At 48.8% G+C, this 15501-nt stretch carries 13 protein-coding genes and 2 riboswitches; of the genes, 5 read left to right on the plus strand and 8 right to left on the minus strand.

Translation table 11 applies throughout. The features are described 5' to 3' along the window. Positions 1 to 12 precede the first annotated feature (12 nt). The 6 genes from M1Q06_RS13870 to M1Q06_RS13895 form a co-directional block, all read right to left on the minus strand. Positions 13 to 1659 (minus strand): solute symporter family protein, encoded by a 1647-nt coding sequence (locus M1Q06_RS13870; RefSeq protein WP_121298534.1) that lies wholly within the window; start codon positions 1657 to 1659, stop codon positions 13 to 15. A gap of 3 nt (positions 1660 to 1662) precedes the next feature. Then, positions 1663 to 1932, minus strand: a complete 270-nt coding sequence (locus M1Q06_RS13875; RefSeq protein ID WP_101191442.1) for a hypothetical protein — start codon at positions 1930 to 1932, stop codon at positions 1663 to 1665. Positions 1933 to 2381: 449 nt separating this feature from the next. Continuing rightward, positions 2382 to 3632 carry a mechanosensitive ion channel gene (locus tag M1Q06_RS13880; RefSeq protein ID WP_211655119.1) on the minus strand — a complete coding sequence of 417 codons (1251 nt, stop codon included), beginning with the start codon at positions 3630 to 3632 and terminating at the stop codon, positions 2382 to 2384. Positions 3633 to 3820: 188 nt separating this feature from the next. Continuing rightward, positions 3821 to 5965 carry a sensor histidine kinase gene (locus tag M1Q06_RS13885; protein ID WP_434400106.1) on the minus strand — a complete coding sequence of 715 codons (2145 nt, stop codon included), beginning with the start codon at positions 5963 to 5965 and terminating at the stop codon, positions 3821 to 3823. 137 nt (positions 5966 to 6102) lie between these two features. Further along, positions 6103 to 6795, minus strand: coding sequence for a response regulator transcription factor (locus tag M1Q06_RS13890; RefSeq protein ID WP_101191446.1), 693 nt, complete (start codon positions 6793 to 6795; stop codon positions 6103 to 6105). A gap of 80 nt (positions 6796 to 6875) precedes the next feature. Further along, positions 6876 to 7739: a DMT family transporter gene (locus M1Q06_RS13895; RefSeq protein ID WP_434400108.1), complete on the minus strand. Its 864-nt coding sequence runs from the start codon at positions 7737 to 7739 to the stop codon at positions 6876 to 6878. A gap of 177 nt (positions 7740 to 7916) precedes the next feature. On the opposite strand from M1Q06_RS13895, the gene M1Q06_RS13900 reads away from it, so the two are divergent. After that, complete coding sequence (locus M1Q06_RS13900; RefSeq protein ID WP_434400110.1) at positions 7917 to 8147, plus strand: excisionase family DNA-binding protein; 231 nt, start codon at positions 7917 to 7919, stop codon at positions 8145 to 8147. 446 nt (positions 8148 to 8593) lie between these two features. Here the strand turns inward: M1Q06_RS13900 and metX are convergent, their stop codons facing one another. Beyond that, positions 8594 to 9613, minus strand: coding sequence for a homoserine O-acetyltransferase MetX (gene metX, locus M1Q06_RS13905; RefSeq protein WP_434400112.1), 1020 nt, complete (start codon positions 9611 to 9613; stop codon positions 8594 to 8596). 12 nt (positions 9614 to 9625) lie between these two features. Next, the gene (locus M1Q06_RS13910) at positions 9626 to 10915 is read right to left on the minus strand and encodes an O-acetylhomoserine aminocarboxypropyltransferase/cysteine synthase family protein (protein ID WP_434400114.1); all 1290 of its coding nucleotides are present in this window, start codon (positions 10913 to 10915) and stop codon (positions 9626 to 9628) included. 101 nt (positions 10916 to 11016) lie between these two features. Beyond that, positions 11017 to 11131, minus strand: a riboswitch (SAM riboswitch). A 186-nt stretch (positions 11132 to 11317) separates the two neighbouring features. After that, a riboswitch (SAM riboswitch) is annotated at positions 11318 to 11430 on the plus strand. Positions 11431 to 11562: 132 nt separating this feature from the next. Here M1Q06_RS13910 and M1Q06_RS13915 point away from each other — a divergent pair. The 4 genes from M1Q06_RS13915 to M1Q06_RS13930 all read left to right on the plus strand — a co-directional run bounded on the left by M1Q06_RS13915 (position 11563) and on the right by M1Q06_RS13930 (position 15424). Further along, positions 11563 to 12594, plus strand: a complete 1032-nt coding sequence (locus M1Q06_RS13915; protein ID WP_271853492.1) for a methionine ABC transporter ATP-binding protein — start codon at positions 11563 to 11565, stop codon at positions 12592 to 12594. Next, positions 12584 to 13234, plus strand: a complete 651-nt coding sequence (locus M1Q06_RS13920) for a methionine ABC transporter permease (protein WP_121298548.1) — start codon at positions 12584 to 12586, stop codon at positions 13232 to 13234. The genes M1Q06_RS13915 and M1Q06_RS13920 overlap by 11 nt, the downstream gene beginning before the upstream one ends. Before the next feature lie 86 nt (positions 13235 to 13320). Then, a complete protein-coding gene (locus M1Q06_RS13925) occupies positions 13321 to 14154 on the plus strand; it encodes a MetQ/NlpA family ABC transporter substrate-binding protein (RefSeq protein ID WP_434400117.1) in 834 nt (277 codons plus the stop codon). A gap of 64 nt (positions 14155 to 14218) precedes the next feature. Beyond that, entirely contained in the window at positions 14219 to 15424 is a 1206-nt protein-coding gene (locus tag M1Q06_RS13930) for a M20 family metallopeptidase (protein WP_434400119.1), read from the plus strand. Positions 15425 to 15501: the final 77 nt, after the last annotated feature.

The raw sequence follows: 15501 nt of genomic DNA on the forward strand, positions 1-15501 counted from the left end.
TCCCTTTACCATTTACATTCCCCAAGGCATTAACGCCCAGATTGCCACTGCCGCAGAAACAACCACCGTGATTCCCGCACCGAGCGTGCTGTTATAGCGGTAAGCTTTGATATCTTTCCAGCCATGGATACGCTCGATCAATTCGATATCCGCTTGTTTCGTCAATTTCCCGGAAAGCGCCGGCATGCGGTTCGTAATATAAGAAACGACAATCAGCAAGATAAAGCTGATCGGTACCGCAAGCATTGCACCCGATAGCCCCATGCCGTCAGTCACTCCATGTCCCGTCAACACAATGCTCGGGAAAACGAATGGAGATACAATGATATAGATAGCACCGCCGACGACAGACGCTGCGATCGCGCCGAATTTATTCGCTTCTTTCCACCAGACACCGACGATGATCAGCGGCGCATTGGTGACGCCTGCCAAACCGAACGCCCAGAGAATACTGACGACAAGGAATGCCGGCGGGTTAATCGCAAGCAAGATACTCGCAATCCCTCCTGCAAAAATTGCGATAAAGCCAATACGCAAGTTTAAGCGCTGCGAAATGTTCGGTTTCAATGTAGAGATGATGTCTTGTGAAATCAATGCACCGATTGCCAGCAAGTTTCCGCTCAAGGTCGAGAGGCCAGCAGAGATGGCACCGGCAATAACAAGCGCTGTTACCCATTCAGGGTTATAGACCATGTTCAAAATAATCGTTAGTTTATCCGCATCCGCATCTGAAATCGTCACGCCTTGCGTAGTTGTCGCAAAGACCCCGACAAAGCCCATCGCATAAGTCGCCGAGAAGACCAGCCCGAGAATGAACGCGAACCAAACCATCGCAGAGCGCGCACTTTTCAATGAAGAAGCCGTGTAGACGCGCATTGCCAAGTGAGGCAATCCGAGCGCCCCAATCGTCAGCGCAGGGATGATGGAGAAATACCACTTCGGTGAAAATTGGTAATCAAAAAATGAAGGCAATGCGTCCATCATTGCCGGAACCATGTCCGAATAAAGCAATGGCGGGAAATACCATCCTGAAGCACCGATCGCTTTCATGATTGCCGCAAGCGGTACGATGAACATCAAAGCAATGATGACCATTTGGATCGCAGCGTTATTCGTCGCTCCAGCCATCCCCCCGATCGTGATGTAGCCGACGATCAAGATACCAAAGATGAACAGCCCTGTAATATAAGGGATGCCAAGCAATGTCTCAAACGTAATCGCGATGCCGATCATCTGGCCAAGTGCATACATAATCGATACTAAGATCATGAACAATGCAGCAATGATAGAAGCCGTCGTGCCGTAACGGTCACGGATAAAGTGAGTCGGTGAAAATGCACCCATACGGCGTAAACTTGTTCCATAAATAATCGTGATCAAGGGAATCGCCAAGATCAATTGAATCCACAACATAATAAACGGAACCTGCAATTGCAAAATAAGAGCGGTAATGCCTAAAAATGTTGCCAAACTCATATATGTAGCAGCCATCGCCAAGCCATTCGTGATCGCTCCGACGTTTGACCCGCCCACGTACAACTCTTTAGCTGATTTACTTTGGCGGTTCGAGATGAAACCTACGATATAAAACAAAACGAATGTTGCACCTACGACCACAAGCCCAAGTATTGGATTGTCCAGTTGCCAACTTTGCTCCATCGCTTACACTTCCTTTGCTTCGTCGGCATTGCCGAGCGTATCATTTTCTCTTTCGATCTCATCATCGATCCGGTTGCCGATTTTCCCTGCTACAAGTGTCAACAGGAAAACGCCGAACCAGCCCATCAAAATAGGCACGATATACATGACCGGAAACCCGAATAGCATGGCATCTACCGGAAAAATGGAAAAAATCAAGCCGACATTTCCTACTAGAATAAACGCCGCCGTCATCCAAATTGTAAACTGGACTTCCTTTTTGTAAGCTTTCATGCTTTCCCCTCCAATTTGTGTAATCTCTCTTTTCATACACCCCAGACTGAGCGTTCGCTCAGATTTTATTCAAGCGATCCCCCTTCAAAAATTATTATGATAATAACTCCCTTGATTGTAACCGCTTGCATAAATGATAGTCAACTGAATTTTTATAAAATTTAAACAATTATAGCAATAACCTTTTGAACCATATTCCTGTTCATCTATTCGCTTAACTATGCTATTTATCCCTCATACTCTTTTACAAAAATCATTTTCCAAGCTTTTTTTCAAACGCAAAAAATTATATAAATATATAATTACTTCAAACTAAAATAGGGTTTTTCTGTAAAAAAATATGTATATTGATGATTAATTATTCATTCCCTGACAGAAGCTTCGTCTCTCCACTGTATGTGAAGACAAAAAAATGCGCCTGGCATATGCCAGGCGCAGCAGAAGACGACTTACATATTCGGTTTATTGTCTTCTTCTTTCATTTTCTTTTCCATTTTAGCCAATTGGTTTTTCGCAAAGTCACGGCCGCCAATTCCGAATGCGATGGCGAACGCTACGGCAAGGCCGGCAATGATGAACAGGAAGGCCAAGTTGACAATGTTTGAAGCAAAGTTCAACTGGTCAAGCGTCATGAAAATCGCAATGATGAAAATTGCGTATTTTACGATGCCGCCGAACAATCTATTGCCCGAAGCGCGAGTGATGTAATTCCCGAGCATACTGCCTCCAATGAGCCCGAGCCCAAGGATGATCAATGAGCTGATCAATAGCGGCAAGTACGCGATGATTGCATTGCCGATGGAATTCAACACATCCAGCTGCAAGACATTCATGGCTTCCACCACGAAGAAGATGATGATGATCGCCTGTACGACTTTGCCAATAATTTGGGCAATGTCGAATGACGGCTCTTTGTTCTTGTCAGGGCTCAAATATGAAGAGAAGCGGTTGATCCCTGTGCCATTCAATAAGCCAATCAGCAAATCGGCGACGAATTTCGCGATGAAGACACCCGCAAGGATAAGGATGATGCCGACAAAGATATTCGGGATCATGCCGAGCACTTGGTTGAGCATCGATACGATCGGTTGTGAAATCGATTCGATGTTCAAGGTTTCAAGCGCTACCGTTACGATCGGGATGAGCACGATGACAAAGACCACATTCGCTAAAACTTTAGCAAGCGTGTTTTGGTCGCTTGGAGCCACCCGCTCGTTCGTGCCGGATTTATTGGTCATTTTATTGAACCATTTGTCGATGTTCATCGTGGCCAATAAGCTTTCCACCAATTTTTTAACAAACTTCGCGATAAAGTAGCCAATCACCAAGATCAAGAGCGCCATGAACAGGTTTGGCAGGAATGCCAGGAACTTGTCCATCATGTTCGAGATCGGCTGGGCGACGTTATGCATGTCGAGTGCTTGCAATACACTTGGAATGAACAGGATGAAAATCAAATAATAAAGAATTTTTCCGATAGAGTCCAGTTTGTCATCCGCGTCTTCCTTCGTTTTAGCCATATGGCCTTTTACCATGGCGTTGTCAGCACCGATTTTTTTCAACCCTTTCGAGAAGATCGCTTTAACGATGGTAGCGACGAGCCACGCAACGACAAGCAATAATAGGGCGCCGAGAATGTTCGGGATGTAGTTGATGATCGTATTCCCGACATTCTGGAATGAATTGGTTACATCATTCAAATGTGTCATCTCCTTTACAATTTAATGGTTCATTTTTAGTATCCCCCTTATATTTTTTCCTAAACGCAATCTGGCGACATTCCGGCCCTAATGCCAATTTAATTTTAAAATGACGGTGGCGCTCCCGAACGAACACAATAAACCGCCGACGGGAATCCTGTCGGTGGTTTATTGTGTTCATTCATCCATTAATGATTTGGCAGCAGGACGGTTACTTTGAACAGATCTCCGTCCACCTCCAGTTTCATCTGCCCGCCGTGAAGATCCACGATGGACTGGGCGATAGCGAGCCCGAGCCCCGATCCTTTGGTTTGCCGCGAGGTGTCGCCGCGCTTGAAGCGTTCGAGCAATTCTTCTGTATTGTCGCCCAATTCGTAGCGCGTGACGTTTTTCATCGTCATGACCAGTTCACCAGCTTGCTCTGTCAGCGCAATATAGACACGGCTTCCCGGCAATGAATATTTGGTGGCGTTCAAGATCAAATTATCGAGAAGGCGCCACCACTTCTGGCCATCGACCGAAGCGTATACGGGATGGTCCGGAGCCGCGATGCGGACGTCGAGTTCCGCTTCCTGTACCGCTTCCTCATGCTCTGCCAAGGCTTGTGTGACCAGTTGCTTCATATCCAAGCGTTGCTTTGAGAGTTCTGCGTTTCCGCTAGCCATTTTTGAAACTTCAAATAAATCTTCAATGAGTACTTTCAAGCGCTCTGATTTCCGGTCGAGTATGTCGACGTATTTCCGCCGCTCTTCATTTCCTAGATCTTCATTTTTCAATAGATCCGTATAGGTGATAATCGAAGTGAGCGGCGTGCGGAGGTCATGGCTGACATTGGTAATCAGCTCGGTTTTCAGGCGTTCGCTTTTTGCCTGTTCCGATACCGATGCCTTGTAACCTTCCCGCAAAACATTCAAATGGGCGGCATGGCGGCCAAGCGGCGACTTGCCTTTTATTTTCAATTCCGCTCCCAAGCTTCCGGCAGCCAGTTGTTCCGTCCCTTTGAGCAAGCGGTTCAAATAACCGAAGCGCGTCATCAAAAATAATAGCGACGGCAGCCCGATCAATAATGTAGCCGGCAGCCAAACAATCACCACGACCGGTTGTAATATCATAAGCGCTGTTCCGGCGCCCCATAAAAACACTACCGCTAGCACCCAGGCCATCTGAAAACCGATTGTGCGGTTGAGAAACGCATCTTTCGCCGAGTAAACCTGGGAAGCGATGAAACTTTGTTGAATCTCTTCTTTAAAGCAGCTCCATTTGCCGAAATGCTGCCATAGCCAAATTGCCTGCAATATACTTAGCGACCAGAACAGCACTGCGAGTGCCAGTGCGATAAAGACTTCCAGGAAAGAGCCGCTCCCGCTTTCCCACGGCCTTGTCAACACTGCCGCGAAATGGTTCGCAGCGGCCAAGGCGAGCATCGCCGATACGGTGAACCCGATAAGCTTCCACTCGACCGCAAGTTTTTGCCATTTGTGATAGCTCGTTAATCCGGTATACCACGCTGTCCGGACCGGCCGCTTTTTGACTAGCCACCATGCACCGGCTGCTACTACTGCCAATAGGAAATACAGAAAGAACTTGAGCAGTCGGAATTGGTTTATCCCGCTGATCACCGAAGCACCTGCTACTCCTTTTTCCGGTATTTGGATGACCCCTGAAAACCGGTTATCAGCCAGCGTACTGTTGGCATCGTCGTATGGAAAGTCAAAACTCCAATAGCCATTGCTGAAATAAAGCGGCTCTTGTGCAGAATACACTTGTTCGAAAAAGGGCTCATCGTTGATTGTTCCTTTGGTGAATACTTCACCGCTGTCCAAATCCCTTAATTGATAGACATAGCCCGCAGCCTGGCCTTCAAATTGGGCCTTTTGTGAAGCCAGTTGCCCCAGCGCTTCCTCGTAATCCGCTTCGCGTTGTTCGATAATCGCTTTTTTCGCTGCTTCGTCGTCGGAAAAGTTTTCACGCACAGATAAAATTTCCTCTCCGCGCTGCTCTTCCAATTCTTCCACTAAAGAGTTATCGCCTTCTTCCTCTGCTGCTGAAATTGCATCCGCATATTGATCCCGAACCATCTGGATCTGGTCAGTCAGGGAGTTATTATCCATGCGGTACTGGTCGATTTCCCAGGAAGCGACCGATTGATCGACAGTGGATTTCGGCGGGGCGAGTTCGAACAGCAGCAGCCCTTCCGTAAATCTGGCGAAATCGTAATGAAAATCTTCTGTGTCCGTGTAAGCCTTGCCGAAATAACCCAATCCTTTTTCCGTGACGGTCCATAAGCATAAGAGCAACAAGGAAATGCCTGCAAGCCACATCCATTTCTTCATATCATATGTCTCCTTTTGTTAAGTGGCGAAGTGTGGCAAGCAATTCTTCTGGAGACTTGATGACAAAGTCCAAAATAAAAGAAGAGCAGTAGACGAGGCATATCGCAGCAACCGCAATCGCAGCGACAGACCAAAGATCATTTTTCCATTTTGTAGCCAATGCCCCACACCACCTTTACATACCTCGGATTTTTCGGATCCGCTTCGATCTTCTCCCGGATTTTACGGATATGTACAGCGACGATGTTTTCTGCATTATATGCCGGCTCCCGCCAGACCCGCTCGTAGATCTCACCGATGGAAAAGACACGGCCAGGATGCTGCATCAACAACTCGGTTATATTGAACTCCGTCGGTGTCATGCGAATTTCTGCGCCGTCTACCGCAACCGTTTTCGACTCTGAATCCAGCCTCAATCCGTCGATTTCAAGTGTATGGCTGGACTGCCCATAATCTCCAAGCTTCACGTAACGTCTGAGTTGTGATTTCACCCGTGCCATCAATTCCATCGGATGGAAAGGCTTGGTCACATAATCATCCGCACCGATCGACAACCCGTGGATCTTATCAGAATCCTCGCTTCTGGCACTCAGCATGATGATCGGGATATTGCGTTTTTCACGAATCTTGAATGTTGAATGAATGCCGTCAAGCTTCGGCATCATGATATCCATGATGACGAGATGCACTTGCGTCGTTTCCAGCAAATCGAGCGCTTCCTGCCCATCTGCTGCCCCTACTACCAGAAAGCCTTCATTTTTCAAATAGATGCTGATGCCTTCCCGGATTTCCTGGTCATCATCTGCCACCATGACTGTCAGCTGTTCCACACGTTCCACCTCTTTTCAGTTCTGGCTTAAGTATAAAATGAAATTCTTAAGCGAAGCCCATTCAAATTCTGAAGAAATTCTTAAGCTTTGCGGTTTTTGCCGAATGCCAGCAGCGCAATGCCGCCAATCAACAGCGCAATCCCGAACCAAGACTGCCCGCTTAACGCTTCACCGACTACGGCAACCCCCAATACAGAAGCTGTCAGCGGCTCTGCTAGCGATAAGGTGACCGCCGATGAGGAAGGAATGGTTTTCAATCCGCTCGAAAATAATAAATAAGCAAGGCTTGTCGCGGCAAGGCCCAAATATGCCACGATCATCATATTTTGCGGTACTGCTAAATAGCCGGTATCCAGGAAAAACAGGAACGGCAATAAGCCAAGCCCGCTGAGTGAAAAGATTACAGCCACCGCGGGCACTACTTCCATGAGGCCCAGGACATTTTTACTGAACATGGCATATCCTGCAAATGCCAAACCTGCCAGCAGCCCAAGCATCACGCCGAGCGGGTCGACGATATAACTATCACGGTTCGCAAAAAGCAAAATACAGCCAACGACCGACAGAGTGCTTGAAAATACCCACACACGTTCAGGTCTGCGCTTCAATACGAGTGCTTCCAATATTCCCGAAAAAGCTGGTGCGCTGCCGATTGCCACGACCGTCCCGATCGCGACGCCCGTCAATTGCACGGCTGAAAAAAAGAAAGGTTGAAACAAGGCCATGCACAATGCGGAAAGCCCGACCCAAAGCCACGGAATCTTTACACCTTTTAGCTTTCCTGAAATCCACACAAATGCCAAAAGGCCAAAACCGCCGATTGCGAGGCGGGATGCCCCGATCGTTAACGGATGGGCTTCCCCCACCAGAAACGTCTGTGCTGTCCCGGTCGTGCCCCAAAGCATCGCTGCGAATAACACCCACATGTATGCCTTAATTTGCATCAGCTTCCCCCGCTTTCTCTCTCTAAAGTTTGAAATTTATTTAAGCATAGTTGGAAAATAACCATGCTTGTACTAGATTATGGAAAATTAATCCACACTCCTAAACATACCACGGCACGGATGGTTTGAGATAGGGTTCAAATAACATTATAATAGAAGAAAAGAGGAGGCGATCGCATGTATATGACAGTCTCGGAAACTGCCGTTTTTTTGTCGATGCCGGAAGAGCAAGTCAACCGTTACGTACTTGAAGGCCGGATTCGAGCAGTCCATGACGGAGAACAATACTTGATCAACACCTCCCAATTCGAGAGCCATTTCAAACAGCTCGAAATCGCCAAACTTGAGCTAGAAGAGTGGCGCGCTACGCCAATCCCCGATGATATCGATATTAAAGACGAGGATTGACGAAACGCAAAAAAAGATCGGAGCCATTTAGGCTTCGATCTTTTTTTGATATCTTGTGGAGAAGCTAAAAAGTTGTATTTTCCGAAGCTTATCGCTCGCTTTCCGCGGGCGGGAATCGAGCCTCCTCGTCACTGAAAACGTTGCTCAACTCTCACTACGTTCGAGTATCGCAAATGAATGTGCTCAGCACAGCTTCACTCATTAATTGCCTGCGGGGTCTCTCAAACCCGTCGCTTCGCTGCTCCCGCAGGAAAGATAAAGCCGACCTACGTGAGACATTGTCTTTGCGAAGTAATGCGCAGCATTATTGAGCAGAAGGTTTTACGAGCGAACGCTTCTCCAAATACTTATAGAGGTCATTGATTTTAGAATGTAGAAAAGGTCATCAACTTTTTTAATTTGTAGTTCATCATGGACTTCTTCAATACTTTTTATGATGAACAAGTTTATGCTAATACATGGCTTTTGGCATTCACCGTTTTCTGTAATTGATTCTGTACGTGGTGCGCCCATTTTTCGAATTCCACCAAGAACCCGTCATGGCCGAAATCCGTTTCGATTTTCTCCCATTTTGCATTGGGCTGGTTTTCGACCCACGGAATCATCAACTCTCCCGGATACAACAAGTCGTGGCTATAGGAGATTGAGAGCAGCTCGGCGGCTAATTCCGCCTCTTCCACATCATGTGTGTTCATGGCTTTCAGCAAAACGAGGTAGCTATTCGGGTCAAAGCGCCCTGCCAATTTGCGCCCCTGATAATCCAGATAAGACTGAACTTCGAACTCTTCCCCGCAGCGTGAACGACCGAAGCGGCCATTGAATAATTGGCTGCTCCGGTACGTCACCATGCCGGCCATGCGCGCGATTTCGAATCCTTTCAACCTGGTTTCCTGATGATAATTGCCTGACTGGAACTCGGGATCGTTTTCGATTGCCTGAATGCCGATGTGATTGAATGCAACGCCATAATCTCCATAATAAGGCGTTACAGCAAGTGCAATGGCCGTATCCAGAAACTCTGGATAGAGCTTTGCCCATTCCAAGGTTTTCATGCCCCCGAGAGAACCGCCGATCACCGCTGCCAAATGGTTGATGCCCAAAGCTTCAAGGGCTTTCCGCTCCGCTCTTACCATGTCACGAATGGTCAGTTCAGGAAATGACGCTCGATAAGGTTCACCGGTTTCCGGATTGATCGAAAGGGGGCCGGTCGAACCGCTGCAGCCCCCGAGCACATTGAACGTGATGACTTGGAACTGTCCAGTATCCACCGCTTTGCCTGGGCCGATCAACCCCGCCCACCAACCCGGTTGATCTGCAGTACCCACTGCATATTGATCGCCCGTCAGCGCGTGGCAAACCAGAATCGCCGGCGCGGAACTTTCCCCGACGCGTTCATACGCCAATTCCACTTCACGCAATAGTTGACCTGATTCAAGTTTTAGCTGGCCGATGGATACTGTCGTCATCCGAATCCCTCCTTACGCGTTCTCGAGTACTGCCGCTTGGATCGCTTGCTCCAAATCAGCGATTAAATCTTCGTGGTTTTCCAATCCTACAGACAAACGGATCAATTCTTCCGTTACGCCGCTATTTTTCAACTCTTCTGCTGTCAATTGCTGGTGTGTCGTGGACGCCGGGTGGATGATCAATGATTTGGCATCGCCGACATTCGCCACGTGCGACCATAAATTAACGCCATCGATTACTTTGCGGCCGGCTTCCCTGCCGCCTTTAATGCCGAAGTTGACGATCGAACCGTAGCTGTCTTTCAAATATTTATCAGCAAGTGTCTTGGATGGATGCCCTTCAAGGCCAAGGTAATTGACCCACTCGACTTGCGGATGGTCTTTCAAATATTCAGCGACCTTCTGCGCATTCGTCGCGTGGCGCGGAATCCGGAGGTGCAAAGTTTCAAGTCCCTGAAGCAGTGCATGGGCACTGTCCGCACTGAGTGACGGGCCGAAATCGCGCAACAGCTGGACGCGTAATTTCGTCGCGAATGCCGCTTCCGGCACATCAATTCCGAAACGGATGCCATGGTAGGTTTCATCCGGCTCCGTGTAATTCGGGAAGCGCGGGTTGTCCCAGTTGAACCGTCCGGCATCAACCGCTACGCCGCCGATCGTCGTTCCGTGCCCGCCGATCCATTTCGTGGCGGAATGGATGACCACGTCTGCACCGAATTCGATCGGATTGCTGACGAAAGGCGATGCGAAAGTATTATCGATCAACAGCGGAACCCCGTTTTCGTGTGCGATATTAGCTACTTGCTCGACGTCGAACACGTTCAAGCTTGGATTTCCGATGATCTCACCGAACAAGGCTTTCGTCTTATCGGTAATCGCTGCACGGAAATTTTCAGGATCTGTCGCATCGACGAATTTTACGTTAATGCCATAGCGCGGCAATGTGTTGGCGAATAGGTTATAGGTTCCACCGTATAAATTGCTGTCGGCGATAATTTCGTCTCCCGCTTCCGCAATGTTCAAAACTGAAAATGCAATGGCTGCCATCCCTGAAGACAAAGCTACTGCAGCGGTCCCGCCTTCAAGAAGTGCGACGCGCTGTTCGAATACATCAACTGTCGGGTTCATGATACGCGAATAGATATTGCCCGTTTCTTTCAAGCCAAATAGGTTTTGTGCGTGCTCGGTATCTTTGAATACATAAGAAGTCGTTTTATGGACCGGTACGCCGCGAGCGCCTGTCACTGGATCTGGTTCTTGGCCACCGTGTAATAGAAGAGTTTCTGGTTTGAAGTTTGTCATTGTCAATTCCTCCTGTTTTTGTAATAGTTTTGTTCGTTTTGAGGAGGACATAAAAAGACCCTCTTCAGAAAGAAGAGGGCCGTCATATACGGATTTGCCTCCTCTTATCTTTCAGCGGCGCAAATGCGCGCTGTAGGATTTAGCACCTTTCCAGACATGAGCCTGTTGGTTGCCGGGCATCGTAGGGCCTATTCCCTCCGCCTCTCGTGATAAGAGTATTCAGTTATTTTTTGCTTGAGGAAAAGTATAGGGTACATCCAGGTTTAAAGTCAAGCATATTTTTCTAAAAATTTTAACTACTATTAAACGCAATTTTCCGCAAAACTTTTTTTATCAAACTTGTTGACTTTTTCTCTATTTCGAAATAGAGTAGGAATCACGAATTGAATAGCTTACATCACTTTCTTATCCAGAGAAACCGAGGGACAGGCCCTATGACGTTTCGGCAGCAGATTCGCAAATCAGCGAAAACTGTGCTAATTCCTGCAAATGTTTCGGCATTTGGAAGATGAGAATGAGATGGTTTCATATTTTGGAGCCCTCTTTTTTCTTGCGTATAAGAAAAAAGAGGGCTTTTTGTTGTTATTCCAAGAAAGTGTTCGTTCGCACTCATTCGAATCGTTATTTGCAGCCACAGGAGGGACACCATGATTCAATTTGAAGCAGTCAAGAAAACTTACGTATCCGGCAAGCAGGAAGTCCATGCGCTCAACGGCATCGATTTGACCGTCGAGACCGGGGAAATTTACGGCGTCATCGGATTTAGCGGCGCGGGGAAAAGCTCATTGATCCGCACGGTGAATTTGCTCGAGCGCCCATCAACAGGACGCGTGCTCATCCACGGAGAAGACATTTCCACTTTAAGCGCACGCAAAATCCGCGATACGCGAAAAGACATCGGCATGATCTTCCAGCATTTCAATTTGCTGAACTCGAAGACCGTACACCATAATATCGCGATGCCGCTGATTCTGGCCAAGACCCCGAAAGCGGAAATCGATCGGAAAGTGGCAGAACTATTGGAGTTTGTCGGGCTTGCCGACCAAGCGAAAAAATACCCGGATCAATTATCCGGCGGGCAAAAGCAGCGCATCGGTATTGCTCGTGCACTCGCCACCAACCCGTCAATACTGCTATGCGATGAAGCAACATCAGCGCTCGACCCGCAGACAACCCAGTCCATACTGGATCTGCTGCGCCGCATCAACCAGGAATACAACATCACCATTTTGCTCATCACTCACGAGATGGGCGTTATCCGGGAAATCTGCGACAAAGTGGCCGTTCTTGAAGAAGGCCGTGTCATCGAGCAAGGCAGCGTATTTGAAGTGTTCAGCAATCCCCAGCACGCGACGACGAAGCGGTTCGTCCGTTCTGTCATGAACGATGAATTGCCGGCTTCGCTGCTTGAGCAGATCCGCCACAACGACGGGACACGCCCGATCTACCGGGTGCAGTTTACCGGGAATTCAGTCGGCCAGCCATTCATGTCACGGGTGTCACGCGAATTCCAGCTCGATTTGAATGTGTTGTTCGGTAACATTACAGAACTTCAAGGCATTCCATACGGCAACTTGATTGTCGAGTTCGACGGCGCTCATGCAGAAATCGACCGCGCACTCGCCTCGATCCGAAACGATAACATCCAAGTAGAGGAGGTGCAGCAACATGCAGGTTGATCAATCGCAAATCTTAGAAGCTTTATGGGAAACCCTTTACATGACGGGTGCATCATTCGTTTTCTCGCTCTTCATCGGCTTGCCGCTCGGCATCTTGCTGGTCGTCACGAGAAAAGGGCATCTGCTCGAGAATGAAGCAGTCTTTAACGTATTGAACATCGTCATCAATATCTTCCGTTCGGTTCCGTTTATCATCTTGATGGTCGCCATCATTCCATTGACGCGCATCATTGTCGGCACATCGATCGGCACCGCCGCAGCCATCGTCCCATTAGTATTTTATGCAGGTCCGTACATCGCCCGGCTGATCGAGAACTCATTGCTCGAAGTCGATAAAGGCGTCATCGAAGCCGCCCAGGCGATGGGCGCTTCTCCCGGCCAGATCATTTTCCGCTTCCTTATACCAGAAGCGCTCAGCTCCCTTGTCCTGGCATTGACCATCGCCATCGTCGGCTTAATCGGCGCCTCCGCAATGGCAGGTGCAATCGGAGGCGGCGGGCTCGGCGACTTGGCCATCACTTACGGCTATCAGCGCTTTGACACATTGGTCATGCTCTTGACTGTCGCCATTCTGGTCGTCCTTGTCCAAGGCGTCCAATCGCTCGGCAACCTCATGTCCCGCAGAGTGCGCCGGAGCTAAGTCCTTTTATTCACATCAATTAAATACAATCAAGCGATTTATTCATCAGCACAATCACTTTTAAAAAACCATTGGAGGATTTCATCGTGAAAAAAATTACAGCTCTTTTTGCAACAGCAGGCATCGCCGCGCTTCTCGGCGCATGTGGCGACGATAGCTCAGCCGGCGAAACCACGAAAGTGACACTTGGAATCAGTGGATCGGACACGACGATTTGGGATTATGTCGGCGACAAAGCCGCTGAAGAAGGCATCGAACTCGACATCATCACCTTCTCGGATTACGTTGCGCCGAACTTGGCACTCGCTGAAGGCGAACTCGACTTGAACGCCTTCCAGACCATCTCGTATTTCGATGAATTTGTCGAAGAGCACAATGTCGACATCGTACCGATCGGCTCTACCGTCATTGCGCCGATGGGCTTGTATTCCGACAAATACGAATCCATCGAAGAACTTCCTGAAGGAGCCCAAATCGCTATGCCGAATGAAGCGACCAACATGGGCCGTGCACTCCTCTTGCTCGATGAATCCGGGCTCATCACTTTATCCGATGATGCCGGATTGACGGGAACAGCAGAAGACATCATCGACAACCCGAAAAACATTGAAGTCGTCCCGATGACTTCCGCCCATACGCCGCGCGCTATGGCTGACGTCGCTGCTTCCATCGTCAATAACGGCATCGCAGTGGATGCTGGATTGAACCCGACAGAAGACCCGATTGCCCGTGAAAGCGATACGGCAAAACCTTATATCAACTTGATCGCTGCACAAGCTGGCGAAGAAGATAACGAGGCGTATCAGCGCATCGTCGAATTGTACCAGGAAGAAGACACAGCTGAATTTGTCATCGAGCACACAGAAGGCGCTCAAATCCCGACTTTTGTTTCAGTCGAGGAATTAGTCGATTACCAATAAAAAAACAGTGGCACTGCAGCAACAGACCATGATTAAAAGAAATCCATTCGAGGGGGACGATCACATGACCATCATTAGCGAAGCGCGCGAGACAATCACCGAATCGATCGACAAGAACCGCGCACAATATTTACGCATCAGCCATGCTATCCATGAAAATCCTGAAATCGGCAATGAAGAAGTGTTCGCGAGCGGGCTCTTGACCGGATTGCTCGAAGAAGCCGGATTCCAGGTTGAAGACGGTGTCGCTGGCCACCACACCGCCTTTTATGCAGTCCGCGACAGCCAAAAGCCAGGGCCGACCATCGCGTTTCTTGCTGAATACGATGCTTTGCCGGGCATTGGCCATGCATGTGGACACAATATTATCGGCACAACCAGTGTCGCAGCCGCGATTGCGCTCAGTAAAACCTTGGAATTGACCGGCGGGCGCGTCGTCGTCCTCGGCACCCCCGCCGAAGAAGGCGGGCCGAATGGCAGCGCGAAAGGCAGCTTCGTCAAACACGGTTTGCTCGAAAAGATCGATGCCGCTTTGATGCTTCACCCTTCAGGCAATTCGGCTGTGACTGGCCCATCACTTGCTGTGGATCCCTTGAGTTTTCATTTCTACGGCAAGCCGGCCCATGCTGCCGGGTCTCCTGAAAAAGGCATCAATGCTCTCGATGCCGTGCTTCAATTGTTCAACGGCATCAACGCCCTTCGCCAACAATTACCGGATGATGCACGGGTACATGGCATCATCACGCACGGAGGCGACGCGCCGAATATCATCCCAGAATACGCCTCTGCCCGCTTCTATATCCGCGGCGATTCTTGGAAAAAAACAGCCGAGACGGCGAAAAAAGTACGTGCCATCGCTGAAGGCGCTGCCCTAGCGACAGGCGCCCGTGTCGAAATCGAACGTTTTCAGAATGAAGTGAAGGATCTTGTTGTCACGCCTGAGCTCGATGAAATCCTTAAAGCCGAACTTGAAACATTGGGCGACAAAGTAGCCGATTCGCGCATTTCCGGACTCGGTTCGACCGATGCCGGCAATATCAGCTATGAAGTGCCGACTGCCCACGGCTATATCAAAATCGGCCCTGAAAGCCTCATTGCCCATACCGAACAATTCCGCGAAGCCGCCCGTTCGAAAGCAGGCGACGAAGCCTTGATCAAAGGCGCAAAAGCATTGGCGCAAACAGGTTACCGTTTGCTGACTGAACACGCTTTATTGGCGCAAGTCAAACAAGCCCATATCCGCTCACTCGCCGCCAAACAACAAGATTAAAAACCAGCGCCCCGGCGCTGGTTTTTCTATGTATTTCGAATTTCGTGTTAAAATGGAGTCATTACATACATAGGAGG

The sequence above is a fragment of the Planococcus sp. 11815 genome (genome assembly GCF_051096385.1).
Taxonomy (GTDB): domain Bacteria; phylum Bacillota; class Bacilli; order Bacillales_A; family Planococcaceae; genus Planococcus; species Planococcus citreus.

What these genes read in the sequence shown, in the direction of transcription:
- M1Q06_RS13870 (WP_121298534.1), bottom strand. Translation starts at nt 1,659, where the DNA reads ATGGAGCAAAGTTGGCAACTGGACAATCCAATACTTGGGCTTGTGGTC.
- M1Q06_RS13875 (WP_101191442.1), bottom strand. Translation starts at nt 1,932, where the DNA reads ATGAAAGCTTACAAAAAGGAAGTCCAGTTTACAATTTGGATGACGGCG.
- M1Q06_RS13885 (WP_434400106.1), bottom strand. Translation starts at nt 5,965, where the DNA reads ATGAAGAAATGGATGTGGCTTGCAGGCATTTCCTTGTTGCTCTTATGC.
- M1Q06_RS13895 (WP_434400108.1), bottom strand. Translation starts at nt 7,739, where the DNA reads ATGCAAATTAAGGCATACATGTGGGTGTTATTCGCAGCGATGCTTTGG.
- M1Q06_RS13900 (WP_434400110.1), top strand. Translation starts at nt 7,917, where the DNA reads ATGTATATGACAGTCTCGGAAACTGCCGTTTTTTTGTCGATGCCGGAA.
- metX (WP_434400112.1), bottom strand. Translation starts at nt 9,613, where the DNA reads ATGACGACAGTATCCATCGGCCAGCTAAAACTTGAATCAGGTCAACTA.
- M1Q06_RS13910 (WP_434400114.1), bottom strand. Translation starts at nt 10,915, where the DNA reads ATGACAAACTTCAAACCAGAAACTCTTCTATTACACGGTGGCCAAGAA.
- M1Q06_RS13915 (WP_271853492.1), top strand. Translation starts at nt 11,563, where the DNA reads ATGATTCAATTTGAAGCAGTCAAGAAAACTTACGTATCCGGCAAGCAG.
- M1Q06_RS13920 (WP_121298548.1), top strand. Translation starts at nt 12,584, where the DNA reads ATGCAGGTTGATCAATCGCAAATCTTAGAAGCTTTATGGGAAACCCTT.
- M1Q06_RS13930 (WP_434400119.1), top strand. Translation starts at nt 14,219, where the DNA reads ATGACCATCATTAGCGAAGCGCGCGAGACAATCACCGAATCGATCGAC.